This is a genomic window from Tuberibacillus sp. Marseille-P3662 (genome assembly GCF_900178005.1).
GTDB lineage: Bacteria > Bacillota > Bacilli > Bacillales > Sporolactobacillaceae > Marseille-P3662.
The window spans coordinates 72,881-96,627 of sequence record NZ_FXBS01000002.1; the positions used below are offsets into that span (position 1 = coordinate 72,881).

General features: G+C 40.9%; 28 protein-coding genes. 4 read left to right on the forward strand and 24 right to left on the reverse strand.

Annotation, left to right across the window (positions count from 1 at the left end):
• Positions 1–118: 118 nt before the first annotated feature.
• From B9Y89_RS00520 to B9Y89_RS00550, 7 genes are all read right to left on the reverse strand, one after another.
• Complete coding sequence (locus B9Y89_RS00520; RefSeq protein ID WP_176222047.1) at positions 119–871, reverse strand: (S)-benzoin forming benzil reductase; 753 nt, start codon at positions 869–871, stop codon at positions 119–121.
• 164 nt (positions 872–1,035) lie between these two features.
• Positions 1,036–1,617, reverse strand: a complete 582-nt coding sequence (gene def / locus B9Y89_RS00525) for a peptide deformylase (RefSeq protein ID WP_085520847.1) — start codon at positions 1,615–1,617, stop codon at positions 1,036–1,038.
• Positions 1,601–1,801: a helix-turn-helix transcriptional regulator gene (locus B9Y89_RS00530; protein WP_085520589.1), complete on the reverse strand. Its 201-nt coding sequence runs from the start codon at positions 1,799–1,801 to the stop codon at positions 1,601–1,603. Before B9Y89_RS00530 ends, def begins: the two co-directional genes overlap by 17 nt.
• Positions 1,802–2,119: 318 nt before the next feature.
• Positions 2,120–2,494, reverse strand: a complete 375-nt coding sequence (locus B9Y89_RS00535) for a VOC family protein (protein ID WP_176222048.1) — start codon at positions 2,492–2,494, stop codon at positions 2,120–2,122.
• Between the two features lie 194 nt (positions 2,495–2,688).
• The gene (locus B9Y89_RS00540) at positions 2,689–3,018 is read right to left on the reverse strand and encodes a Rossmann-fold NAD(P)-binding domain-containing protein (protein WP_085520591.1); all 330 of its coding nucleotides are present in this window, start codon (positions 3,016–3,018) and stop codon (positions 2,689–2,691) included.
• A 171-nt stretch (positions 3,019–3,189) separates the two neighbouring features.
• Complete coding sequence (locus B9Y89_RS00545) at positions 3,190–4,320, reverse strand: ABC transporter permease (RefSeq protein WP_085520592.1); 1,131 nt, start codon at positions 4,318–4,320, stop codon at positions 3,190–3,192.
• The gene (locus B9Y89_RS00550) at positions 4,310–5,026 is read right to left on the reverse strand and encodes an ABC transporter ATP-binding protein (RefSeq protein WP_176222049.1); all 717 of its coding nucleotides are present in this window, start codon (positions 5,024–5,026) and stop codon (positions 4,310–4,312) included. Before B9Y89_RS00550 ends, B9Y89_RS00545 begins: the two co-directional genes overlap by 11 nt.
• Positions 5,027–5,188: 162 nt before the next feature.
• Between B9Y89_RS00550 and B9Y89_RS00555 the strand changes: the two genes are divergently transcribed.
• On the forward strand, positions 5,189–5,632 hold the full coding sequence (locus tag B9Y89_RS00555; protein WP_085520593.1) for a DinB family protein: 444 nt from the start codon (positions 5,189–5,191) through the stop codon (positions 5,630–5,632).
• A 93-nt stretch (positions 5,633–5,725) separates the two neighbouring features.
• The gene (locus tag B9Y89_RS00560; protein ID WP_085520594.1) at positions 5,726–6,988 is read left to right on the forward strand and encodes a glycosyl hydrolase family 18 protein; all 1,263 of its coding nucleotides are present in this window, start codon (positions 5,726–5,728) and stop codon (positions 6,986–6,988) included.
• Positions 6,989–7,028: 40 nt separating this feature from the next.
• Here B9Y89_RS00560 and yfkAB read toward each other — a convergent pair whose 3' ends face one another.
• On the reverse strand, positions 7,029–8,150 hold the full coding sequence (gene yfkAB / locus B9Y89_RS00565; protein WP_085520596.1) for a radical SAM/CxCxxxxC motif protein YfkAB: 1,122 nt from the start codon (positions 8,148–8,150) through the stop codon (positions 7,029–7,031).
• Between the two features lie 184 nt (positions 8,151–8,334).
• Between yfkAB and B9Y89_RS00570 the strand changes: the two genes are divergently transcribed.
• Entirely contained in the window at positions 8,335–9,123 is a 789-nt protein-coding gene (locus tag B9Y89_RS00570; protein ID WP_085520598.1) for a DeoR/GlpR family DNA-binding transcription regulator, read from the forward strand.
• A gap of 95 nt (positions 9,124–9,218) precedes the next feature.
• On the opposite strand, the gene B9Y89_RS00575 is transcribed toward B9Y89_RS00570, so the two are convergent.
• The 16 genes from B9Y89_RS00575 to B9Y89_RS00655 all read right to left on the reverse strand — a co-directional run bounded on the left by B9Y89_RS00575 (position 9,219) and on the right by B9Y89_RS00655 (position 22,450).
• Positions 9,219–10,394, reverse strand: coding sequence for an aminotransferase (locus B9Y89_RS00575; protein ID WP_085520600.1), 1,176 nt, complete (start codon positions 10,392–10,394; stop codon positions 9,219–9,221).
• The gene (locus B9Y89_RS00580) at positions 10,391–10,885 is read right to left on the reverse strand and encodes an Lrp/AsnC family transcriptional regulator (protein WP_085520602.1); all 495 of its coding nucleotides are present in this window, start codon (positions 10,883–10,885) and stop codon (positions 10,391–10,393) included. The genes B9Y89_RS00575 and B9Y89_RS00580 overlap by 4 nt, the downstream gene beginning before the upstream one ends.
• A gap of 106 nt (positions 10,886–10,991) precedes the next feature.
• A complete protein-coding gene (locus B9Y89_RS00585; protein ID WP_085520603.1) occupies positions 10,992–11,537 on the reverse strand; it encodes a hypothetical protein in 546 nt (181 codons plus the stop codon).
• Positions 11,538–11,762: 225 nt separating this feature from the next.
• Positions 11,763–12,113, reverse strand: a complete 351-nt coding sequence (locus B9Y89_RS00590) for a DUF2200 domain-containing protein (RefSeq protein ID WP_085520605.1) — start codon at positions 12,111–12,113, stop codon at positions 11,763–11,765.
• 571 nt (positions 12,114–12,684) lie between these two features.
• Positions 12,685–13,194, reverse strand: coding sequence for a GrpB family protein (locus B9Y89_RS00600; protein ID WP_085520609.1), 510 nt, complete (start codon positions 13,192–13,194; stop codon positions 12,685–12,687).
• Between the two features lie 149 nt (positions 13,195–13,343).
• Positions 13,344–14,168: a DUF4037 domain-containing protein gene (locus tag B9Y89_RS00605; RefSeq protein ID WP_085520610.1), complete on the reverse strand. Its 825-nt coding sequence runs from the start codon at positions 14,166–14,168 to the stop codon at positions 13,344–13,346.
• A gap of 143 nt (positions 14,169–14,311) precedes the next feature.
• On the reverse strand, positions 14,312–14,767 hold the full coding sequence (locus B9Y89_RS00610; protein WP_085520612.1) for a hypothetical protein: 456 nt from the start codon (positions 14,765–14,767) through the stop codon (positions 14,312–14,314).
• 2 nt (positions 14,768–14,769) lie between these two features.
• Entirely contained in the window at positions 14,770–15,588 is an 819-nt protein-coding gene (locus B9Y89_RS00615; protein WP_085520614.1) for a DUF3100 domain-containing protein, read from the reverse strand.
• 57 nt (positions 15,589–15,645) lie between these two features.
• Positions 15,646–16,851: a M20 family metallopeptidase gene (locus B9Y89_RS00620; protein WP_085520615.1), complete on the reverse strand. Its 1,206-nt coding sequence runs from the start codon at positions 16,849–16,851 to the stop codon at positions 15,646–15,648.
• Positions 16,852–17,099: 248 nt separating this feature from the next.
• Positions 17,100–17,522, reverse strand: a complete 423-nt coding sequence (locus B9Y89_RS00625; RefSeq protein ID WP_254901145.1) for a GtrA family protein — start codon at positions 17,520–17,522, stop codon at positions 17,100–17,102.
• 57 nt (positions 17,523–17,579) lie between these two features.
• On the reverse strand, positions 17,580–18,737 hold the full coding sequence (locus B9Y89_RS00630; RefSeq protein ID WP_085520619.1) for a glycosyltransferase family 4 protein: 1,158 nt from the start codon (positions 18,735–18,737) through the stop codon (positions 17,580–17,582).
• Positions 18,738–18,769: 32 nt separating this feature from the next.
• Positions 18,770–19,915, reverse strand: a complete 1,146-nt coding sequence (locus tag B9Y89_RS00635) for an NAD-dependent epimerase/dehydratase family protein (protein WP_085520621.1) — start codon at positions 19,913–19,915, stop codon at positions 18,770–18,772.
• Between the two features lie 233 nt (positions 19,916–20,148).
• Positions 20,149–20,457 carry a putative quinol monooxygenase gene (locus tag B9Y89_RS00640; protein WP_176222050.1) on the reverse strand — a complete coding sequence of 103 codons (309 nt, stop codon included), beginning with the start codon at positions 20,455–20,457 and terminating at the stop codon, positions 20,149–20,151.
• Between the two features lie 19 nt (positions 20,458–20,476).
• Positions 20,477–21,061: a TetR/AcrR family transcriptional regulator gene (locus B9Y89_RS00645; RefSeq protein ID WP_176222051.1), complete on the reverse strand. Its 585-nt coding sequence runs from the start codon at positions 21,059–21,061 to the stop codon at positions 20,477–20,479.
• A gap of 55 nt (positions 21,062–21,116) precedes the next feature.
• A complete protein-coding gene (locus B9Y89_RS00650) occupies positions 21,117–21,866 on the reverse strand; it encodes an SDR family NAD(P)-dependent oxidoreductase (RefSeq protein ID WP_085520626.1) in 750 nt (249 codons plus the stop codon).
• A gap of 200 nt (positions 21,867–22,066) precedes the next feature.
• Positions 22,067–22,450, reverse strand: a complete 384-nt coding sequence (locus B9Y89_RS00655) for a hypothetical protein (protein ID WP_085520628.1) — start codon at positions 22,448–22,450, stop codon at positions 22,067–22,069.
• A 235-nt stretch (positions 22,451–22,685) separates the two neighbouring features.
• Between B9Y89_RS00655 and mnmH the strand changes: the two genes are divergently transcribed.
• Entirely contained in the window at positions 22,686–23,735 is a 1,050-nt protein-coding gene (gene mnmH, locus B9Y89_RS00660; protein WP_085520630.1) for a tRNA 2-selenouridine(34) synthase MnmH, read from the forward strand.
• The last annotated feature ends 12 nt before the right edge of the window (positions 23,736–23,747 follow it).

A 23,747-nucleotide genomic window follows, 5' to 3' on the forward strand; every position in this document is an offset into this window, starting at 1 on the left:
CCCTTAGAATAAAACATATGTTCCCATTATTTTATAACACACCTGTTCCTTCGTCAATGAAAATACTAAAAAGATGAGCACCTGTCCAACCAGTGCTCATCAACACAACTTTCATGTCCTACAATAATTCTTTCACATCATAGACACGACCACTCTCGACTTGATCACCTAGAATCAATGTCATAAGCGCATCAGCAACGACATTCGGACTTCGAAGTCTATTATTTGCTTTAAGGTCTTTAAAACGTTCAACATCGTTGAAAGAAGCCTGATCAGTTGAACGAATCACGCCTTGCATATCGGTATCCATAACACCGGGATTAAAGGCAATAAAGCGATGCGACGCATCCCCGATCTCATTTTCAACCGCGGCTGTTTGGGTATATAAATTGATGGCTGCCTTAGAACTACCGTAACCACTCCAACCGTGAACAGGCCGTTCGGCAGCGCCTGAGCTCACATTAACCACAAACAAGGGAACAGAAGGATATTCATGAACGAATCCGTTCGTCAGCGTCATCGGAGCCAATACGTTAATATTGATGAGACGCTGCAATTCTTCAGGCCCGGCTTGGCCAACGGGTTTAATTGGCTCAACAACCCCTGCATTATTAATAATATAAATCTCTTCCAGATCTTTCAATCCATTGATTGAGGCCGTCAATTCATGAAGCACTTGGACTTGCTGTTCCGGCGACGATAAATCACAAACAAAGTGCGTGTAATCAGCCTTTTGTTTTTTCGCATAATCTTTCAATGTTTGATTCTCATTACGTGCCACTGTGTATAAGACAAAACCTTGATCTAAGAACTGCTGGGCAACCGCGGCACCAAACCCACGTGATGCCCCTGTTACAATCGCTAAACGCATCTTATTACCTCCTTCATATTCTAAGAACAAGCGATTCATAAGAACGGAGCGGCATATTTCTCATCAAATGACGTTCTACACGATCCGCATATGTGGGACGATGGCCGATGATCTAAAAAAGAGCTACACTCACCGGCGATACAGAGTGCATAACTCTTATAAAATTAATATAAACTTTTGATAGCAACGTCATCTGGCAACTCAAAAGGATTGTCCTGATTAATATGGTCATAAAACATGATGCCATTTAAATGATCAATTTCATGTTGGACAACAATCGCAACATGTCCTTTTAATTTGACGGTTACTTCTTGTCCTTCTATATCATAGGCTCTCACTTTTATTCGATCATATCTTGGAACATAACCGGGTACCTGCCGATCCACAGAGAGACATCCTTCTCCATAAGGCATATAGGTCATTTGCACTGAATGGCTAATAATTTTTGGATTGATCCATGCGTATTCATGCAGTTGTTCTTTTTCGTCTGTCAGGTAAGCTGCAAACATCCTTTTATTAAATCCAAGCTGATTAGCAGATAACCCTACGCCCGGCCTTAATTGATATTTTTTGGCCATTGTTTCATCTTGACTGTTTTTTATAAACTGCATCATTTTATTTAAAATCTGTTTGTCCTCATCAGATGGAGGGATAGCGACATTATCAGTAACCGTCCGTAAAATGGGGTCCCCTTCCTTAACGATATCCTTCATTGTTAACAAGTTGTGTTTATCTTGGTGAGTCATAAATAAATAATTCATCTACCTTTGTCTGTAATATCCTAGCGATTTTAAAAGCTAATTCAAGCGTTGGATCGTATTTATTATTTTCTATAGCGTTAATGGTTTGCCTCACGACATCGCATTCATAGGCTAAGCTCCCTTGAGTCAAACCCTTATTGATGCGTAATTCCTTAATCCTATTATCCATATCATCACCATGAAAAGTCTAATCCTTTGGACATTGCGATTATATTCTTGACAATATGGGAATGTCAAATCAATTGGACTCCCTTGTAATAAAGATCAGTTGAGTCGGAAATATTAATTTTGAAAGGAGGAATGATTTTGCGACAAGGAATGACCCGATCGTTCAAAAATAAAAAATTTATATACATCCTGTCTTCTTTGGTTATTTTTCTAGTTATCATCCTCGGATTTTACTACATTCTTCATATGGTGATATATTAAGATATGTGAAATGCTTGGGTAGAAAATTATTTATCTGATGGAGGGGAAGCTTTTTTTCTTAGGAGATCGACTGCACAATCCAGATCCGATAGGCATCAGGATCTTCTATGACCGCCTCGCGTACACCCCACTCACGATCAACCGGTTCTTGAACTACACGGCCTTTTGAGGTTCGAATTGCTTCAATAACTGCGTCAACATTATCAACTGAAATTTCAATCGTTAATCCATTTGCCACGGGTTCCGGTTGCTCCGTTGGATGTAGAAGTAGCGGCGTTGCATGCTCTCCAGCCCCTATACTCAGCCAAACCATTCCACCGTCCGCAAAATCTTCACTAAGGCCGAGCGTATCTTTGTAAAAGACTTTTGACACTTCAACATTTCTAACCTGAATCACAACAGTACTGACACCTTGAATATCAAATGATGGCACGATGAATCTCCCCTTCTTTCTTAACTCATGATTTTTCCAGCGGTCTTGTCATTTAAAATAGAGTAGCTTATTCTATTGAAAATTCAATCTCTTGAAAATTATTTTAACATGATTTGTGAATAATACGAAATATCGGAATCAACACTAAAGCGGCTTCCCAAAAATTAGTCTGCGACCGAAGTATCCACAGCTCGTCATGGCCTTTTAACCCACGGTTCAATCTGCCCTATGATATATCGGTCTTGCTGCAAGCGAATAGCATTCAGTACGCCTTCAGATATCTCCTCATGTGTTAACCAACGAGAACGATCATTTTCCTCGCGATAAACAAAACCCAAAATAATTTCCCGGTAAATACACTGATCTGGATAATTAGGGATGACATTTTCCGTAGGCCTAGACGCACGACTGCCTTTAATGTCAAAGATCTCCCACTCCCCATTATTCAACTGACCGGTCACATTACATAGGTCCTGCAAAGCGTCGTTGCCTTCTGAATGAATCCATGCGATGACCTTGTTCACCTGTCTCCGTTTAAAAACGGCAGCAATATCACTCAGGAAAGCTTCCTTGTTAAGGTAGTCGGATGAGACGACGGTCAGCTTCTCTGGACGGGAAGCGCTTTATTTACTTTTAAATTATCATCATACAATGATTTTCATTTAGACTACCACTTTCTATAGAATTGAATGCTCTTAAAATACTGATCCGTCTTGTAATAACATAAGCCCAACAAAAAACACCGCAAAGATACCAAATAGAACAGTCTGCGTCATACTCTTAGCATGGTCGACCGATGCTTGCTCCCAGCGATAGATCTTCATAAATGGATGATCGAAAAAACGCCGCCACAGATAGCTTAGAATTGACAACATCACGAAGTAACATACAACCGACACAATAGCGACGACCCATGTCACACCAACATACAACGACAAGGCATTAACGACGAACACACCGGGAAAATAGAACCAATAATGGGGGCGACGGTAGAACCATTTTATGAACGATTCAAGTAAGACCCAATTTTGCGTACGGGTAGAAAACAGCCGGCGCTTAAGGGGTAAACGATATTGAATGAACCGGTCTATAATGGAATATTGGTACTCCTTTTCTATACCACTCCGGCTCATGGATATGGTAGCTGCACGGTACATGGCGCCGAGCAATCTTGAACCTTTCTTCTGCTCCAATGCCAACCACTGAATGAACGGTTGCTGATTATAACGGATTATTTTATATAGATAGACCGCCAAACCGAATGATGCAATACCTGCAAACAACCAAAATTCCTGCAAGAACCCTGACAATATGTAAAGGATCAATAAACAAGTGGTTAGCCACTTATTCCGCCATGGACTGTACAAATAAAGAGTAAAAAAAACATTAAAGGCCAATAACATAAAACTATAAACGAATAGGTTAATATAACTATAATGATTAAAAAGATAAGGAAAAATCACGGCCGCGACAAGCAACATCCGGATAATTTCAACAACAAGTAACCGGCGTATCCCATGCTTCACCAACGTAGCCATTGCCTGATAGCGCCGAACCAAAAATAGTTGGTCAGCCGGCTTGATATAAGTTCTTAGGGCGTTGGCGACAATAAAGATCATGATAATGGTATGTATAACAGAAATAGGAATATCAGCCATCCAAACGGGTTGCTGCCGCAATGTTCGAATGTAACCATAGATGAACAAAGCCGTTAACGGCAATAAGCCATAAAAAACATACGTCCAATCAAGCATAGATTTGATTAAGTGCCACTTTTCCCGTGCGTCTTGTTTTCTCCGCTGAGTAAATAAATAATCAAGCATCATAGCTATGATCTCCGTCCAATAACGTTGTAAAGCAATCAAGCAGGTCCCCGTCCGTTTGCCCAGTCACACCCTTCAATTCATCAAGGTCTCCTTGAAACTTAATCGTTTGATCGGCTAAAATAACAAGTCGATCACAGTACTTTTCAGCTGTATCTAGTGCATGTGTACACATTAAAATCCCCGCACCACGTTCCTTTTCTTCCTGCAAGACGTTAAGAATAATCTTAATCGATACAGGATCTAACCCCATAATGGGCTCATCAATGACGTACATATCTGGCCGAGGTAAATAGGCTAGCGTTAACATGACTTTTTGCTGCATGCCTTTTGAAAAATCCTTAGGATAGTCCTTTTCCCTACCCTGTAATTTAAACAGCCGCAATACCCGCCTGGCCTCAGTTTCCCAGTTCTGCATGCCATAGGCCGCAGCACAAAGCTCGATATGTTCCCACAACGTCATTTCTTCATAGATAATCGGCCGTTCTGGAATATAACCAAGTGTCCGGTCATTGGCAATCGTCACGGCGTCTTCTGGAGCATCATTCAATCCTAAGATCATTTTGATTGTCGTACTTTTCCCAGCACCATTTTCCCCGATTAAACCGACGATTTCTCCTTGATTAACACTAAAGTGAACGTCCTTTAAAATCATCTCATCTTCATGATACGAAAATTGGTCAATGTTAACAGCTAACAATTGATTCACCTGCTTGTTTAATAGATATCATATCTGACTTAATTGTATAGTTATCCTATCCATTCTGCAATGAAACGCCTCCCCATACCCTCGGCACGAATGCCTTTGGCTTGAACCATTCGATGAAATCGCATAAATTAAAGATAGAATAATTAAAAAGGAGGCGCGATGATGGATCGCACACAACAACTTGTCCAGCATTTTTTATCCCACCGAAATGTTACAGTCGAGCTTATAGGTAAAATTGAAGAGGAAAACTATAACTACAAACCAACACCAACATCAATGTCAACTCAAGAATTGGCTACGCACATCTTGACTTCTTTCTATCAATTTGCTTCATTGGCTAAAAAAGGTGAAGCGAAACCACTAGAAACCAATGAGACTAATCTCGCTAAACTTGCCGATATTTACACAGAGGCAACTCAGAAGCTACTAGAAGATATGCACGATGAGGATTTTGATCGTGTCGTAGAAGCTATGGGGGCGCAAATGCCAGCAGGACAACTCCTGCAAATAGCCATGGATCATGAGATCAATCATAAGGGCAACTTATTTGTCTACGTTCGAGAATTGGGACACACCGACCTGCCAATGTTCGTCAAACGCGGTTAATTACGGTCAGAGAAGTAGCCTAACATAATTTTTATCAACAAAACCCTCCTTAGGCCATATGTTAGCTAGTGAGCCCAAAAGAGGAGGGTTAGGATGTTTATCTATACTGTTAAATCCGGGGATTCATTGTATTCGATCAGCCAAAAATTTAATGTCCCTATCAATCAACTTCAACTTGTTAACGGTTTGGTACAGCCAAATATTGTCCCTGGTCTCGCATTACTTATCACTCAATCAAATTATGTCGTTCAACCTGGGGATAGCTTATATCAAATTGCCAGGATAGCTTATGTGTCTTTAGATCGGTTAATGAACGCAAATCCATCATTAAACCCAAGCAACCTGCAGCCCGGAACTCAAGTTACCCTTCCGGAGTCACCAGACTACGTGGCCTCAACATTTAGTTATCTCTATATTACAGGTGATCAAGGCGATCAGGATTTGATTCAAAACTTCACGCCTTATTCGACATACTTTTCATTTTTTGAATATCATTTCTTTAGTGATGGATCGTTGAGTCAGCTTAATGCATCGGAAGCGATTGAGATATCTTGGCGCCGTAATACCGCGCCGCTTGCCACCATCACCAATTTAACGTCCTCAGGGTTTGAGGCAGAATTAACTGACCAGGTGCTACATCATCCTTCCATAAGACAAAATCTGATTGAGAATATTTATAAACTTGTATCGAACGCCGGATACGCCGGTGTCAATATTGACTTTGAGAACATTTCAAATCAAAGTCGTGATGCTTTCTCAACTTTTTTAAACCACCTTAGTGATCGTTTAAAACCTGAAGGATATTCCGTCACAATCGCTATACCGCCGAAAACAAGCGAAGACATCTCCTGGCTGCAGGGCTATGATTACGGTGCCATTGGTTCCGTTGTCGACCTCATGTTCATCATGGCTTACGATTGGCATTACCAAGGAAGTGAACCTGGTCCTGTTGCACCGATTGATCAAGTCAGGAAAACCGTTGAATTCGCCTTACAAAACGTCAGCAGCGACAAAATTCAGCTCGGAGTCCCTCTATACGGATATGATTGGACATTACCTTATAACCCAGGAAATGTTGCCTCAGCAATTTCTAATCAAGATGCCGCCAACTTGGCTATTAGGCAAGGCGCGACGATCCAATATTCAGAAGCAGCCCAATCGCCATTCTTTTATTACGTTGATCAAAACGGACAAACACATGTCGTCTGGTTTGAGGATTCACGCAGCATAGCTGAAAAAATGCAATTGATTATCGGCCAACGTCTCAACGGCATTGGTGCATGGCAAATTGGACTTGGGTTTCCCCAAGGGACATGGCTTCTTACCGAATTTTTCAAGATAAGACGAGTAACCTAAAGAGTAGATGCGTTGATGCGTGTCTACTTCTCCTTAAAATTTAGCGCGTTAAGTTCGTTTGACGCTGGGTAAAATCGACATCTTGATAATATGTTTCTTTAACGAGCAGATTCGGACCTAAGCATTGGACAGCCGGGCAATGACAGTTGATGCTTTTAGCTGCATCAGTATTCATCCATTTGTCATAGGCTTCTGCTAGCGGCGTTGTCTTCACATTACCTAGTGAAGGAATATCGCCAAAGTCTGTTACAGTGATCTCACCGTCAAAAATATTAACGTTCAACCGCGACCTGCCATCAGGATCATTTCGGACCGTGACGTTTTTTTCTTTGTATAAACGCGACAGAAGTTCAAGATCCTCTGAGCTAGCACTGCACGGATAAAACGGTAATGTACCGAACAACATCCACATATTTTGATCACGGCCGTCTAGTAAACGATGAATACCGTCGCGAATGTCCTCTAGAGAGGCAACGTTCAAAGCGCTGGCAAAGTCACTCGGGTACATCGGATGAACCTCATGGCGACTGCACCCCATAGCTACAATCTGTTCATGGATCGCCTCAATGTTCGGAAGCGTCCGGTTGTTCAACATCGTCTCAGCTGATATAAATACACCCCTCTGACTCAATGCTTTCGCATTCGAGACCATTTGATTGAAAAACTTTTCTCGAACTTCAAGGGAGGGCTTGGTTTCTGAAGCACCAAATCCAATATCAGTAAAATCTTCAACACTGCCGTAATTATGCGTGATATGTAAAACATCCAAATAGGGTGTAATCAGCTCATACCGTTTTAAATCTAACGTTAGATTGGAATTAATCTGCGTCCATATCCCCCGTTCATGAGCATATTTTAACAAGGGCACGACATCATTCTTGACCGATGCTAACGACAACATCGGTTCACCGCCGGTTATACTGATAGCACGAAGATCGGGCACTTCTTCAAGGCGTTGAATCATGAGTTCAACAGGAAGCGCATCAGGATCCCTCGTCTGTAAAGTATAACCAACCGCACAATGCTCACACCGCATATTACAAAGTGTGGTTGTTGTGAATTCAACATTTGATAGCCGCATACCTCCATATTGGCGGACATCTAGATAGGGCTCCCACGGATCATGATCTGGTGTCATCGGTTGCTTGTTAACAGCCCGCATGCATGTCTCCCCCTTTTTAGAATATCTTCACTCATCATAAAAGCCACAATGGTATATGTCCATCAACATATGTAAATCATTAAAACAACTTAAAATTACTCAATTTTACTTATTAATAATTGCATATTAACTTATTATCAATTATAATTGTGCATAAAATCACTTATAATAGGATTGAACAGCTTTGAATCAAGCAGAGCGAATGATTGAAATTGTAAATTACTTAAAAAAACATAAACGGGTTCGGATTGAAGACATTTGCCAGCTCTGTGAAGTTTCACGGGATACGGCAAGAAGAGATTTAGTCAAGCTTGATGAAGCAGGCGCAATTATCCGTACGCGCGGGGGCGCCTTACTTCCCTCGTTGAAAAAAGAAGTCAAAGGCTTTGAAGATCGTTTACATGCCGTATCTGAAGAAAAACGTGGCATTGGTCAGTTGGCAGCCCAGCTCGTCAGTGATGACGACAACAACATTATGGATACGTCAACAACGGTTCAAGCTTGTGCGGAGTACCTTTCCAATATTAATTTTACCGTTGTCACCAATTCAATTAACTTAGCCGACCGATTAACTGAGCATCTAGGAGTTAACATTCATTTGCTTGGCGGTCAATTAAATAAACAACATCGATACTTATATGGGCCTTCCGTTATTAAAAAGTTGGATGAATACCGTGCTAATAAAGCTTTCATCGGTGTATTAGGGATTACCGAAAGAGGGATTACAAGTGCTCATGAGGACGATGGCTTCGTCAAGAACAAGATGATGGAGCAAGCTGACCAAGTGATTGTCCTAGCGGATCATTCAAAATTTGGTTTATCTGGTTTTTATAAGTTCGCTAGCCTTACAAGCATTGATCTTATCATAACCGATATTGAACCTAATAAGGAGATATTAGAGATGCTTGATCAACATGGGGTCGAAGTGTTGGCAGTAGACCAACGAAAAGAAAATCTTAATAAACCCTACTAACAGATTGGTCGAAAGCTACTTGTAACTTTGACGATATGAGTGTTTAATCAGCAAAAGCCGGCGTAACCTGAGGGGCGTGACGGCTTTTGCTATGCTTATAGTGACTCGACAAATCGCTTCATTCGCTTCATCGCTTCATCCAGTTGTTTGAGTGACGTCGCGTAAGAACAGCGAATATGTCCCTCCCCACTTTTCCCAAAGACATTTCCAGGCACTACGGCAACCCTTTCCTCATGTAACAGCTGTTCAGCAAAATCCTCTGATGTAAGCCCGGTCTTTTCGATAGATGGAAAGACATAAAAAGCCCCACCTGGACGATGACAGGCAAGTCCCATGTCATTTAGAGAACGAACAACAAAGTTCCGGCGTTGTTTATAACTTTGCTTCATATCATCAACATTGCGCCGACCATTTTTCAATGCCTCTAAAGCTCCGTGTTGGGCCATAGTTGGTGCACTCATGACCGTATACTGATGAACCTTCAGCATGGCTTGTATGATGTCAGCAGGCCCCGCAGCATACCCTAATCGCCAACCCGTCATCGCAAACGCCTTGGAGAACCCGGAAATTAAGATTGTCCGTTCCTTCATCCTTTGAATGGATGGAAAACTCGTATACACGTCATCATAAGTCAACTCAGCATAGATTTCGTCGGATAATACGAGTAAATCATGTGCTTCAACAACGTCAGCAATCTTATCAAGATCACTTTTTGTAAGTACCGTCCCAGTGGGATTATTGGGACTGCATAACATGATCGCCTTCGTTCTTTCTGTGATGGCCGCTTCAATTTGTTCCGGCTGCAGTCTAAACTCATCTTCCGGTTTTGTGTGAACTGCAACGGGAATACCTCCAGCAAGTGTTACAGCCGGCGCATAAGACACAAAGCTTGGTTCAACGACAATGATTTCATCACCAGGATCCGTAATCGTTCTTAACGCCAAATCAATAGCTTGACTCGCACCAATGGTCACCATAATCTCATGATCAGGTTGATAGTTCACACTGAAATTGGACTGTAAGTACCGCTGAATTTCTTGGCGGAGCTCCATTATACCCGCATTAGCTGTATAAGCTGTATAACCTTGTTCAAGCGAATGATAGCTTGCTTCAATTACATGCCACGGTGTCACGAAGTCAGGTTCGCCCACACCTAGAGAAATCACCCCTTCCATAGTAGATGCCAAATCAAAAAAACGACGTATCCCTGAAGGTTGTAACTGCCTGGCTTGCGTTGATATGTAAGACTCGGGATGTTTTAAACGGCTCAAGGTGACACCACAATCCTTTTGTCATCATCATCAGAATCAAAAATGACCCCATCATGTTTATATTTCTTTAACACAAAATGCGTCGTTGTTGAGATGACTGAATCTAGTGTTGATAGTTTTTCAGAGACGAACTGCCCGACCTCTGACATCGTTTTCCCTTGTATGGAGACTGATAGGTCATAAGCGCCCGACATTAAATAAACGGCTTTGACCTCCGGATAGCGGTAGATACGTTCTGCAATAGTATCAAACCCGACCTCCCTTTTCGGGGTCACTTGAACATCAATCATGGCTGTGACGCCTTCATAATCCAGCACCTTCGACCAATTGGCAATCGCAGAATATCCAAGAATGGCATTATTTTTCTCAAGTTTGTCTATCCGTTTAGAAACCTCTTCTTCATCCATATCTAACATTTTGGCAATCATGTCCACAGGCATACGGCCGTTTTTCTCTAACAGATCAAGCAAATCAATGTCTTGCTGTTCCATTCCCATCACCGCTTTTCTAAATTTCAAAAAATAGGTTTTAAATTACTTCCTTTATTATATTCGTAATACAAGACATCCATCAAGACGGTTCAGTCATTTCCGATCGTTACTTTAGTTGGATTAGAGGTAATTCTCTTCTCGGAAAAGCCGTAAAAGCCATACATGTTAAATAAGCAACAATGGCCACGATCATGCCAAACAGCAAGCCAACGGCTGCCATAACCATATCTTCCCCTGGATAAGAAGGTTCTAATGTGACAAAACGGTATAGGAAATAAACGAATAAAAAAAGGTAAAAACTGCTGCCAACACTTCCCATCTTCAGACGGTCACGGTTGCTGCCGATCCATATCACATTTAAGAACACCCAAGTATAGATACTTAAGATGACCGCCGCCAACATAACAACCAGATGGATACCTGGAATTGTGAAGATTGTTAATAGGTAAAAAATAATGAGAAGTACTGAAAAGAAGTAAACAGTATTGATAAAGAATAAAAGTAATCCGCTGAGCCAGTGGTTTTGAAACCACGAAGCCCGCATTAATTTCTGTCCTAATGGATGTTGGGCATTCACCCCATTCATAATCCTTTGTCTAGAAAATAGAACCATAATGATAAGCCCTATACCAAGCAATAAGATCAAACTCATACCGTCACCTTCCCTTTGATGTCTACCTAGCCATTCTATGTAAATACTAAAAAATTTGAGTCATTTCAATTCAATAGGCGACCTGACTAATAGGATAAAAAAGAAACGTTGCCAAGATACAGGTACTAAGAAAGACAGGTGTTAACATAGAGAAAAGCCATCAATAAAAGCTAAGGGCTACAACCTTTAACCATGATATTTTTCGGGTAATCGGAATTTTAATGATTATTTCCGCAAAATCTTCTCCATCGCTTTTCCCTTTGCTAACTCATCGATCAGCTTATCCAAATAGCGAATCTCTTGCATAGTTGGTTCTTCGATGTCTTCCACTCGGACACCGCAGACCACACCTTTGATCAAAGTCCGTGAAGGATTCAGTCGGGGAGCTTCCGCAAAGAATGTCTCAAAATCTGTCTGTTTTCCCAGTTGCGCTTCTAACTCTTCCTGGTTATACCCTGTCAACCAACGGATGATTTCATCGACTTCTGTTTTCGTACGTCCTTTTTTCTCCGCCTTCGTAACATAATGGGGATAGACACTTGCGACACTCATTGTATAGATCTTGTGTTTGGTCATGATACATCATCCCTCGTTTTCTTAAGTTTATCACATATAACAGCTAAGGTTTTCTTCTCGATTGTCCTTTTCTAATTTAATTAAATGGCTCTCTTATATGTAGATCGGACGAGATTCATATTAAGGAATCGCGCCCGTTTAACAGTATTAAATTATTATATAAAATACTAATGATAAACCTGGGATAATTGCAATTAAAGACAACATTCTACCTAATTTAGCTCCCAAGTTATTTTTGAACTTATACCCCAGTATTAATGCAGGTATAAAGAAAATGAGCGAATAAATTATTGTATAATGCGTTCCTGTATCGCCGTCTGACCAAGGATTTAGCCCCAAGAATCTTAATATAATATCTCCAAGAGCCTCACGATTGCCGAATGAAAAGGAAAATAATATCCCGAATATAAATAACAATAATGAAATCGTGCCCATCCCCATTTTCTTATGATAACCTTGTTTTATGATTAAACACCTCATTCAATTAGATTGTCCTATAAATCAAAAGGGGACGAAACCTATTCCGGATATGCACCCGTTGATTGAACAATCACTAATTTAATTTCTATGGTTATTGGTTTTCAAACCAATTTAACGCCCGCTGTTCCAATTCCTTCACGAAAGGTTTTTTTGCTTTGCTGTAGAAAGCTGTATCGTCATATCGTTGAGCCAGTTCTTCTTTAAAACATCTATATTGTTCAACTTCCTCGGGATGAGATCTTAAATAATCTCGTAACACTAGATGTCGTTTAATTTGAGGATTGTCATACTGATAAACATGAATGTGATGGGTCCTATTTTCCCCACCTTTGCGAAATAATCGTCTGCCTTGAATGCCCCATTCGCCAGCAACGTCGTATCCAAACAAATGCATCTGCTCATTGAATGTATCGATTTTCTTGATATCTTTTACAAGACACATCATATCAATAACGGGCTTTGCCTTCATGCCTGGAACAGAGGTGCTTCCGAAATGTTCAAATTTGATTATTTCATCCCCAAATATTCCTTTTAAAAATTGAGTTTCATCATCGAACATTCGGACCCAATTTTCATCATACTCCGACAGCCGAACTTTCAAATGAATCTCCCCTTGCTACAGCATTTTATTGATCCGTTCAGTCTCCTTTTTATTCGCAAAATGGTCCGATTCATGAAGGCAGTCATTAGATTACCGCGCCCGATTTCGTAAGACACGATTTAATGGACATTCACTTCATATCTGATTTGTTATTTCGCAAATTCAATGTGCTTCTTTTGTTCACTGATGTCCAATTCGGGAATATATTTCTCGACTAGAACAATAACCTCGTTAACCAACGTTTCCAACTCCGCTACTGAATCTTGTGGCTCACCCGTTAGGATACGGGTAATGCGGTCATCAAGGCTTTCTGGTTTTATCGTCATGCGTTCTATATTGAACTGCATCCACTTAAATACCGGGTGATGAACATACATACGATTCAGACCAAACAATACACCAAATAGTTTCTTTTGAACGTCACAAATGACATCATAAAGCATTAACCAGTCTTGTCGCTTCAAAAGTGCTTCACGATTATTCCACCGATTACCTAGCCAAAGATTTTCCGAAACCATTCTTTCGGCCAGATCCAATGGATAGTTTGCAACCTTATTTTTTAACTCATTAATCTTTCCTTCCTCAAAAAGACTTACGCCATCTTTAACGGCAGCCACTATACACTGTTTATCATAGTCTGTATCAAACTTGTCTACCACATCGAAAATGAAACGTTCAACAGTTGCTGATAAAAAACTGCTAATTTCAAACTTCACCCCATCCTGACTGATGTACGCTTCAGACCATTCCTCTTCCTCATAAGGCTCATACGATAAGATTGATCCCTTAACTTCTTCGATGGGATGCTGACGGTCATCATCTGTTGGAGAAGTCGACCACAAAATATGTAGTTCAATATCCGAGTGCTCATCCTGTAAATTCTTTGATACAGAACCAGCCAGAATGATTGCTTCTACCTTTGGATTATCTCTGTATATCGCTGACATTTCTTTTGCTTTTTGAAATAAGTTCATTTCAAGCTGACTCCTAACAAATTCATTTATTTATTCAACAATCTGTACCGATTTTTTAACATTACTATGTAACAATAATTTTCCTTTATTAGACATAAAACAAGAACATACCTCAATCGCACACTCTAATTTTCCACTATATTCTAAATAACCCCCTGAAATCTCAAAATAATCTCCGCAACAACAGCCGATCCTAAATACGTTCCAAGCAACACACACATGCCAACAACAATGGTTTTCCAGCCTAATTTAGCAAAATCATCCCATGAACGACCGATTGAAATACCTGCGTAAGCTAGTATCGGTGTTGTAATCGCTAAGAGATTGACCTCAGAAGTCCAGGCAACAATTTGCCCGGAACCTGGAACACCTGGAATCGTAAGAATGAACGCTAGAATACCAATATAGGCTATACTGGGAATTTTTTTATAAGGGATAAGCTTATGTATCATTAAGCCTGCCAAACTAATCAAAGCTAGCGTGATTATACCCGGAAGTGCTTCAAGTGGCATAACATTGTATCCAATCCAGTTCCCTATAACGATCATGAAGCCAATAATGATAAAAAGTAAAACCCACTCTTGAATATTTTTCAGCACTGTTACGACACCACCTTCGATTTCTTTCCGGAATTCCCATTTCCATTCCTTGTTATGACTTGATAAAGCTTTTCGGTTAATGGTAACCCTATGAAAATACTGGCGTATAATCCTGTTACTGATGTCAGAAGATTACTTGCGCCAGAAAATGCTGTTATTGTACTAGCCATCTCTGGATAAGCAGCAACAAGCGGTCCCAATGATGCAGCGGTCATACTTCCACTTCCTATACCCGTTGCCATTGCAAAGGCATACGGATGAAGGGGGGTGATGGTTGCCAAAAAACCTGAAGCTAGTCCCATAAAAATGGATCCGAATACGGTACCAAATATATAGACGGCCATAACACCACGGCCCTCCGGAGAAGATAACCCATATTTATCCGCAATTAATGCCAAATTCGGTTCTCTCCCTATGGAGTGGGTCATTCCAATACTTTCGCGTTTCAGCCCAAGAAATAATGCAATAGGAAGAGCCAAAAATAGGGTACCTAAATTTCCTAATTCTTGAAAAACCAAGGCCCAGCCTGCTTCAATTAACTTCGGTAATGCTGGACCTGCTTGTACACCAAACTTTGCAACAAGTAATGTCACCGAAATAAAGACAAGTGATTCCGCATTGCTGGATTGCTTGTCCTTTATAAGTGGCGTAAAGAATAACCCAATTCCAATGACAACAGCATAAAGCATCGGCAATAATAGAATAACGCCTGACCCTATTTGTATTTCATGTGTACCCATCAATTCTGTTACAATCACAATTGCAAATACGAGTAAGTGCAATCGCCAATCTTTCCACATATTAAGTACTTGTCCGCCCATCTTCCCATGCCTCCTTTATTTGACAAAACAAGAGCTCGATCATTGGCTCCTTAAAGACTATTTAATCACTTCATTAAATGATTGATTCGCATATTCTTTCATATATTGCAATGTAGCCTTCCCAAGGGCCTTCGCAGCATGCAGCAATGCACGCTCGTCGATATCAAATTTCGGATGATGATGCGGATAAGCTTTTTCCCATTCCGGATTTTTCGCACCCGTAAAGAAAAATGTTCCTTTTACATGCTGTAAGTAATAAGAAAAGTCTTCCCCACCCATAATCGGCGGTGTCTCATTCACCGATTCAATACCTGGCACATCGTTTACGACTTCTGCGACAAATTCTGTTTCTTCCTTGTAATTGACTAAAGTCGGATAGCCATGCGTGTACGTATACTCATAGTCAGCACCAGACACTTGGCAAGTCCCTTGTACCACCTTTTCTATTTCCTTTTCTATGAAATTACGAGTCTTTTCTTTAAAAGTACGAACCGTTCCTGTTAATTCGGCTGAATCTGCAATCACATTATAAGGATTTTTTGCTTCAAAATTACAAATTGACACAACAGCCGAATCCAGGGGATCCACGCCTCTGCTGATAATTTGCTGCAAATTGTTGATGAGCTGTCCACCAATAACAATGCTGTCTTTTGTATCGTGTGGATAGGCTCCATGTCCACCTTCACCTTGTATTTTAATATCAAAACGGTCGGGTGCGGCTTGCAGGGCACCGGTTCGGTAACCAATCTCACCCAGCGGCATCTGTGCTTGTAAATGGGTACCAAAGATGACATCAATCCCCTGCAGACAGCCATCCTCAATCATCGAAATAGCACCACCCGGCGGCAGCTCTTCAGCATGCTGATGAAGAAAAACAATCGTACCTTCTATATCAGATGTCATCCCATTCAGCACTTTCGCAAGTCCCAATAAAGTTGCGGTATGCCCATCATGGCCACAGGCATGCATAACGCCATCATTAGCTGATTTAAATGAGACATCGGTTTGCTCTTGAATTGGGAGCGCATCGAAGTCTGCACGTAAAGCAACCGTTGGCCCCGGTTTTTCTCCTTTTAAATAGGCTAAAACACCATTGCCTCCGACGTTGGTGCGAACTTCATGACCTAATTTCCTATGATAATCAGCGATATAGGCGGCCGTTTTTTCTTCCTTAAAAGATAACTCAGGATTTTGATGAAGATATCGGCGAATTTCTACAATCTCATCATAAACAGCATCCAATTGGCTATATAACTGTTCCACTTTTCCTCACCTCTTTTGAAATCTTAACACTTATATTAATATAAAGATTCAGACAATACCATAGAAAAAATATGTTTTTTTCTATGTATTCATATGATTAAAAAATAAATAGAGAAAATGCGCTGGCACACACGGAAATATTTTTGCGTTGCATAGATTTGTATGATTAAGTTTGGACAGTTCCGCTTATTTTTCTAATATAAAAAAATCCCTTTGCGCTATCGTTGCACAAAGGGAAATCCTTTTCTTTAATTAGATCTTGCCTTTCCTTTCCGAAAGACAATCCATTTCATAAATATAAAGCTGGCAGTTGCCGAAACAAACATCGCCAAGCCTTTCGCGACATTGTCCACTAACCACTTAGGTAGGCCGATCCAATTCAATAACTGATTACCTAGAAAAAAGGTCAGATTACTAATGAACAAGCTGGCTATCGCTTGCAAAACAAACCAAATTTTTTGCTTGGACCAGCCCTTTTTGACATTATCACGAAATGTAAAACGGGCATTCCATATATAGCTATTTAATACCGCAAGAAAGTAGGAAATGGAGTTATATAACAGGAGTAATCCACCCTGCTCCGTTGGCCATAACCACAAAAGCAGGTTAAAACTAGCAATATCAATGATCCCATTAGTGATACCAATTAAATTAAATTGTGTGTATTGCATGATGACCTTCTTTAAACGGTCTGTCAATGTCATACTCTGTAACAGCTCCGACCTGCTTTAATGATCATTCTCGCCTTTGACCTCATAGACCCACTCTGCGCCCTTTTCTTGAAGGACTTGATGATAAAAATCAAGCAGCTGTTTTGATTGACCCGACCATCCCAAATCAGCACTCACTTCTCGGGCTTGTTCAGAAATGGCATCACGCAAAGATTTATCATTCAATTTCTCGAGTGTTTTAACAAAATCACCTGGAACCTCAGGATCATATAACAATCCGGATACACCGTCTTCAACTTGCTCGCATGTCGGCCCGCTCTTGGCAGCGACCATTGGCAGTCCGGACGCCATAGCCTCTAAAATCACCAATCCTAGCGTTTCCGTTGTTGACGGAAAAACAAAAGCGTCCGAAGAAGCAAAGGCTTGAGACAACTCATCACCATGAAGAAACCCAGTAAACACCACGTTCCTTCCTTGAAAATGGTCCTCCAAGGATGCTCTATAGGGTCCATCCCCTACAATGGCAAGGCCAAAATCGGGGTTACGATCTAAACAGTCGCGGATTTTTTCTATTTCTTTTTCTGCCGCTAACCGGCCGACATATAGGAGCAATGTTTTAGCTGGATTACCGTTTGATAAGCGATGCCTCATATCCTCACTGTAAAAGTCAGGATGAAACCGCTCCGTATCAACCCCGCGTTTCCACACTTCAACATTCTTAAATCGTTGTTCCTTTAATTCAGACGCAACAGACTGGGAGGTGCATAAATTCAAGTCAGCCCGATTATGTAACAGCCGAAAATACCACCATAATACCGGTTTGACAAAAGATACACGGTAATAATCAGCATATTTGGGTATATGAGTATGATAGGAAGCGACAAGCGGCCATTTCCCCCATCGCCCATAAAACATGCCCGCTGCCCCCATTAAAGCGGGATTAACAACGTGAACAAGATCAGGGGCAAATTGCTTCAGAGCTCGTCCAATTTTTCTGTTTGGATAGGCAAATTTTTTGTGTCCTTTATATAAGAAAAACGAACGAGCTGGGATACCAACGACCTTGGCTCCTTCAAATTCTTTGACACCTAGGTCCGGAGCGATAATCAATACCTCATGCCCCTGTTCTTGAATCCATCTAATCGAATGACAAAGCCTAGTCACAATGCCATCGGTTGAAGGTAGAAAGGTTTCAGTTACAATTGCAATTTTCATACTTAATTCCCCGCCTTAATGGTCTTTCAGGTCTACCAAGTAATTTGCGGCATAACATTTTCTTTAATCACGCGATCCTTATGCTTAATCACAGTTTTGAGAATGTTCCTTAACACATCATCTGTTAGTAAATGGGGTTCTAAACCTAGATCAATTAAGTTCGTGTTAATGGCTTTATAGTAATGATCTTCTTTCTCGACACGAGGATTATTCAGACGGCCAATCTCTGCCTGAAGCCCCTCTTCTTTGGCGATATTTTGCACTCTTTCAGCAAGATCAAGGACAGAGAAGTCTTCAGTGAACTGGTTGAATACCCGAAACTCCCCTTGATCAGCCGGTTCTTCTGCGGCAATTTGAATGCACCGAACCGTATCAGCAATATTTAAAAACGCACGTGTTTGTTTTCCCGAGCCATATACAGTCAAATCGTGTCCGATGGCCGCTTGAATTAAGAAGCGGTTAAGCGCGGTACCAAACACGGCATCATAATCCAGACGATTGACTAAGCCTGGATCCATCATTGTTTCTTCGGTATGCAGTCCGTAAACAATCCCCTGGTTCAAATCTGTGACACGAAGTCCCCACGTTTTACAGGCGAACATGAGATTGTGACTATCATGAACCTTAGACAAATGATACATTGATCCAGGTTGTTTTGGATAAGGAAGGACATCTTCCCGGCCATTATGTTCGACACGGAGATAACCTTCTTCAATGTCAATATTCGGTTGCCCATACTCTCCCATTGTTCCCAATTTAATCAGATGACAATCAGGAGCCATTTCGCGAATCGCGTAAATCACATTTAATGTACCAACAACATTATTGGTTTGTGTGAACACAGCATGTTCACGGTCAATCATTGAATAAGGCGCCGAGCGCTGTTCTGCAAAGTGGACAAAAGCCTCAGGCTTTGTTTGCTTCATGACCTCACGTAAAAAATCATAAGACGTGAGATCGCCTTTATAAATATCAATGTTTTTACCTGTTATCTTTTTCCAAATAGCCACCCGATTTTCCAATGACTCAATGGGAGTTAATGAATTCGACTTTAATTCATCGTCCCATGTCCGTCGAGCTTGACTATCTAAGATAGCGACATCGTGACCTTGGTTGGATAAATACAATGCCGTTGGCCATCCACAAAAGCCGTCCCCGCCTGCAACTAGTATTTTCATTTCATTTTCCTCCTGGCTTATCTTTGATAAAATAAGTCATTTTCAGACTTAGATAACATAACCACAAATGATTCAAACATCGTTTTATGGTGCACTGCTCTTTTTATGCCATAGAATCCTGCTAGTGTCAAAGCTAATCTAGTTCGTTCTCATTTTAACATACGCCTAGTATTTATGCGGGGACGCTTATCATAAGTTTTAATTTTTGTAAGGATTCCCTCTGTTGTTATACTTTATCCCTCAACTTTTTCATCATTATTAGGGATGACATGGGCATCAATTTGAAGGGGTTCAAGCATCCATCCCTTAGTTGACTCTAAAAAGTTGTTAAAATGCTCACTTCTCTTATGCTTGTCAATAGCAGCCTGGTCAGCCCATTTTTCTAAGGTCATAAACGTATTTGTCTCGTCCACCGCTTCAAAAAGACGATAACCGAGATTACCCTCCTCTGCTTGCGATTGCTTCACAGCCCGGTCTGCTTTTTCAAGGAATTCAGACCGATGTTCTGGGTTAATTTTTATCCATCCATGTATGATCACCATTGTAGTTACCTCCAGCATTTCAACTTTTATTCCCCTTAATTCCGTATAAAACGAAGTTACTAACTTCGCGAATCATGTCAGGCGTAAAGTGATTGACTTCAGTCTTGTCATGAATTTCTTTGTGCGTAGTCATCGCTAATACAGCCGAAATCATGCCAACAGTAAATAAAAAGAAGTCGGAAATTGTATGAATGTCACCTTGACGAATTCTTCGTTCAATTTCCATCTCTTCTGGACGTTCACGGTGAATCTGCTGCACATATTGCGTGGATAATTCAGGGTGATGATAGGTTTCATTAAATAATATCTCAAACTGTTCCCGGTTGTTTTGAATTAGGGCTAGCAAATTTGTGACATACCGCTCAATTAGGGCCTCAAGAGAGAGGTGACTCACGTCTTCTGTAGAAGTGGTTAACTCTGTTTTCGGCGTGACACAGGCTAATAACAACGCCTTCTTGCTCTCAAAATATTTGTAGATGGTGGCTTCTGATATATCACAAACCTTTGCGATTTCACTTGTTTTTGTTGCGTCGAAACCTTTTTTTGCAAACAACGCCCTTGAATGCTTAAGAATGAATTGTTTTGTTTTTTCACCTTTATTCACACTCATCCCCCTAGACAATCATTAGACCAGCTGATCAGCTGGTCTATTAACATAGCTATTTGAATTCAGCATAGCCATCATCAAGCATGACAATGCTACCGTTAATAACATTAGCTTCATCTAATGACAGTAGATAAACAGCATCAGCAATAGCTTCTGGCTGAATCAATTCATGTCTCATTTGATGACTTTCTAAAGTTTCCGTCAGACCTGCATCTTTATAACCTTGAATAATCGGTGTATCAACACCGCCTGGGGCGACACCAACGACACGGATGCCATACTCTGCAAGCTCAAGCGCACCGGTTTGTGTCGCCATTTTCACAGCCCCTTTGGAAACTTGATAGGCAAAAGTCCCCTGAGACGCTAAGAACCCAAAAACAGAAGCTGTATTAATAATCACACCTTTGATACCGAGTTCTTTCATTTTCTTACCAGCAGCAATCAGCCCATAAACAACACCATGTTGGTTAACGCCAATCACCTTATGATAGTCTTCAATTTTTTGCTCTAACAGCGGCCCTTGAACACCAATACCCGCATTGTTATACATAACATCTATGCGGCCGTATGTCTCAACGGCTTTCTCCACAAGGGCCTCAACCTCTTCCGGCTTGGAAACGTCCGTTTTAACAAACGTCGCTTCACCGCCCTCTGACTGAATCATGTCAACTGTTTCTTGACCGCCTGATTCATCAAAATCGGCAACCACCACTTGGTCACCTTTTTTAGCAAATTTTAAACATCCTTCTCGACCTATCCCGCTGGCACCACCTGTTACGACTGTTACTCGCTTTGTTGTCACAATTATAACCTCCTGTCCAAAATAAAAAAGTAAGTAAATACTTACTTTTAATAAGGCCCATTATATGCTTCTTGACTATGATGCACAAGCTATTGGGCTTGTTATGCCAAACAAGCCCAAATTATAAGTTAACTGAAGTATACGGTTTAAAAACTAAACAAGAAATGAGTTGATCATGAGGTTGTGTTTAAATCACTTTCTTACACCCAACTGCTAAGATCTGTATGAAGGTGCTCCAACCATTCAACATATGTTTGATACATGTCACTTTGTAGAAATTGCTTTAACATATTATCTTCAGGCCCGAAGAAAAACGCTTTATCATTGTGATAATTCACAAGGTTTGTGTAAGACACTTTCGTAAAATGATGATCTAATGTATAGCGAAACTTATTGAGCGGATCACAAACAAAACGAACGGTAAACACTTCATTTTGCGGCAATAATCTGATCGGTGTCGGCAATAACAAATAAGGATGGTCCAATCGATCGAATCCGATAAAAAAGTCTCCCGGGTCTTCTTCCCGACTTGGCATCCGATTCATGATAGATTCTACAAGTAATTGATAGACTGACGCTCCCATTGTCATAACCTCCCTAAGGGTTGCACCATTTTTCCCGAACAGTGCTTTTACTCTATCTCTATGTTCACCAATCTCTTAATAGAATATACTTTCATAAAAAAATCATAGATTGGTTCATGATCTGAGCCGAGACCCTCTTTTTTACAAACCATACTTTTTTCATTAAAATTAATATAATGAGCCTATAATTTATCGTAGCTATAAATGGTTCGTAGCATAGAAAGGTGGATATAGATTGTTTCAAGATATCACGTTAGATAAGTTATTCACTTTAGAAAATAAGCAAGAACTTGCATTAATTGATGTACGTTCACCTTCTGAATATAAGGATGCCACCATCCCTGGCAGCTATAATATACCTTTATTTTCTGACGAAGAAAGAGCTGAAGTTGGAACGCTTTATAAGCAAGTCAGTAAGGAAGCGGCTAAAGAACGGGGGCTTGAAATTGTCTCAGCCAAACTTCCACAGTTCATTAAACAATTTGGTCAGATCAATACAGAGCATAAGGCTGTATTCTGCTGGCGAGGCGGTATGCGCAGTCGAACCACCGCAACCGTTCTCGATTTAATGGGGATCCATGCTTATCGTTTACAAGGCGGTATCAGAGCCTACCGAGAGTGGGTTGTAAAGACGCTTGAAGAAATAGATTTCAAGCCAGAAGCCTTCGTCCTCAATGGCTATACCGGAACCGGCAAGACGATAATCTTACAGCGCCTCGAGCAAGAAGGCCACCCTATCTTAGATTTGGAAGGCATGGCTAATCACAGAGGCTCTGTCTTTGGACAAATTGGTCTTGAACCCCACAACCAAAAAACCTTCGACGCCCTTCTCGTTGAAAAAGTGCTCCATCTGCAAGCATCGCCCTATGTGCTGTTAGAAGCGGAAAGCAAACGGATCGGTAAATCGGTCCTCCCAGAGTTTCTCCTTAAGAAAAAAGAACAGGGAACACAAATATTTATAGACATGCCCTTAGAAGAACGGGTCCAGAATATTTTAGAAGAATACCGTCCTTGGGAGCATCACAACCAATGTCTTGAAGCATTTCGTATTATTAAAAAGCGCATTCACACACCCATCGCAACACAAATAGACAACGATTTACAAGCTGGCCATTATGAATCTGCCGTTAGTCTCATGCTTGACTATTATTATGACCGCCGCTATGAACACGCTGCGGAGCAATACCCAGATGACCGTAGCGTTACCATTCAAGTCAAGAATATTGATGAAGCGGTTCAAGTGATTCGCGACAAGGTTCAGACAAATGCTAACATGAGTGAGTAGGTTCCTATATTT

Bases quoted from the DNA above. Each gene is read 5' to 3' on its own strand.
- B9Y89_RS00625 (WP_254901145.1), bottom strand. From the start codon at position 17,522: ATGCAATACACACAATTTAATTTAATTGGTATCACTAATGGGATCATT.
- B9Y89_RS00585 (WP_085520603.1), bottom strand. From the start codon at position 11,537: ATGAGTTTGATCTTATTGCTTGGTATAGGGCTTATCATTATGGTTCTA.
- B9Y89_RS00545 (WP_085520592.1), bottom strand. From the start codon at position 4,320: ATGATGCTTGATTATTTATTTACTCAGCGGAGAAAACAAGACGCACGG.
- B9Y89_RS00520 (WP_176222047.1), bottom strand. From the start codon at position 871: ATGCGTTTAGCGATTGTAACAGGGGCATCACGTGGGTTTGGTGCCGCG.
- def (WP_085520847.1), bottom strand. From the start codon at position 1,617: ATGACTCACCAAGATAAACACAACTTGTTAACAATGAAGGATATCGTT.
- yfkAB (WP_085520596.1), bottom strand. From the start codon at position 8,150: ATGCGGGCTGTTAACAAGCAACCGATGACACCAGATCATGATCCGTGG.
- B9Y89_RS00530 (WP_085520589.1), bottom strand. From the start codon at position 1,801: ATGGATAATAGGATTAAGGAATTACGCATCAATAAGGGTTTGACTCAA.
- B9Y89_RS00560 (WP_085520594.1), top strand. From the start codon at position 5,726: ATGTTTATCTATACTGTTAAATCCGGGGATTCATTGTATTCGATCAGC.
- B9Y89_RS00555 (WP_085520593.1), top strand. From the start codon at position 5,189: ATGGATCGCACACAACAACTTGTCCAGCATTTTTTATCCCACCGAAAT.
- B9Y89_RS00605 (WP_085520610.1), bottom strand. From the start codon at position 14,168: ATGAACTTATTTCAAAAAGCAAAAGAAATGTCAGCGATATACAGAGAT.
- B9Y89_RS00630 (WP_085520619.1), bottom strand. From the start codon at position 18,737: ATGAAAATTGCAATTGTAACTGAAACCTTTCTACCTTCAACCGATGGC.
- B9Y89_RS00590 (WP_085520605.1), bottom strand. From the start codon at position 12,113: ATGACCAAACACAAGATCTATACAATGAGTGTCGCAAGTGTCTATCCC.
- B9Y89_RS00655 (WP_085520628.1), bottom strand. From the start codon at position 22,450: ATGGGAGCGTCAGTCTATCAATTACTTGTAGAATCTATCATGAATCGG.
- B9Y89_RS00615 (WP_085520614.1), bottom strand. From the start codon at position 15,588: ATGGGCGGACAAGTACTTAATATGTGGAAAGATTGGCGATTGCACTTA.
- B9Y89_RS00580 (WP_085520602.1), bottom strand. From the start codon at position 10,885: ATGGAACAGCAAGACATTGATTTGCTTGATCTGTTAGAGAAAAACGGC.
- B9Y89_RS00640 (WP_176222050.1), bottom strand. From the start codon at position 20,457: ATGGTGATCATACATGGATGGATAAAAATTAACCCAGAACATCGGTCT.
- B9Y89_RS00635 (WP_085520621.1), bottom strand. From the start codon at position 19,915: ATGAAAATACTAGTTGCAGGCGGGGACGGCTTTTGTGGATGGCCAACG.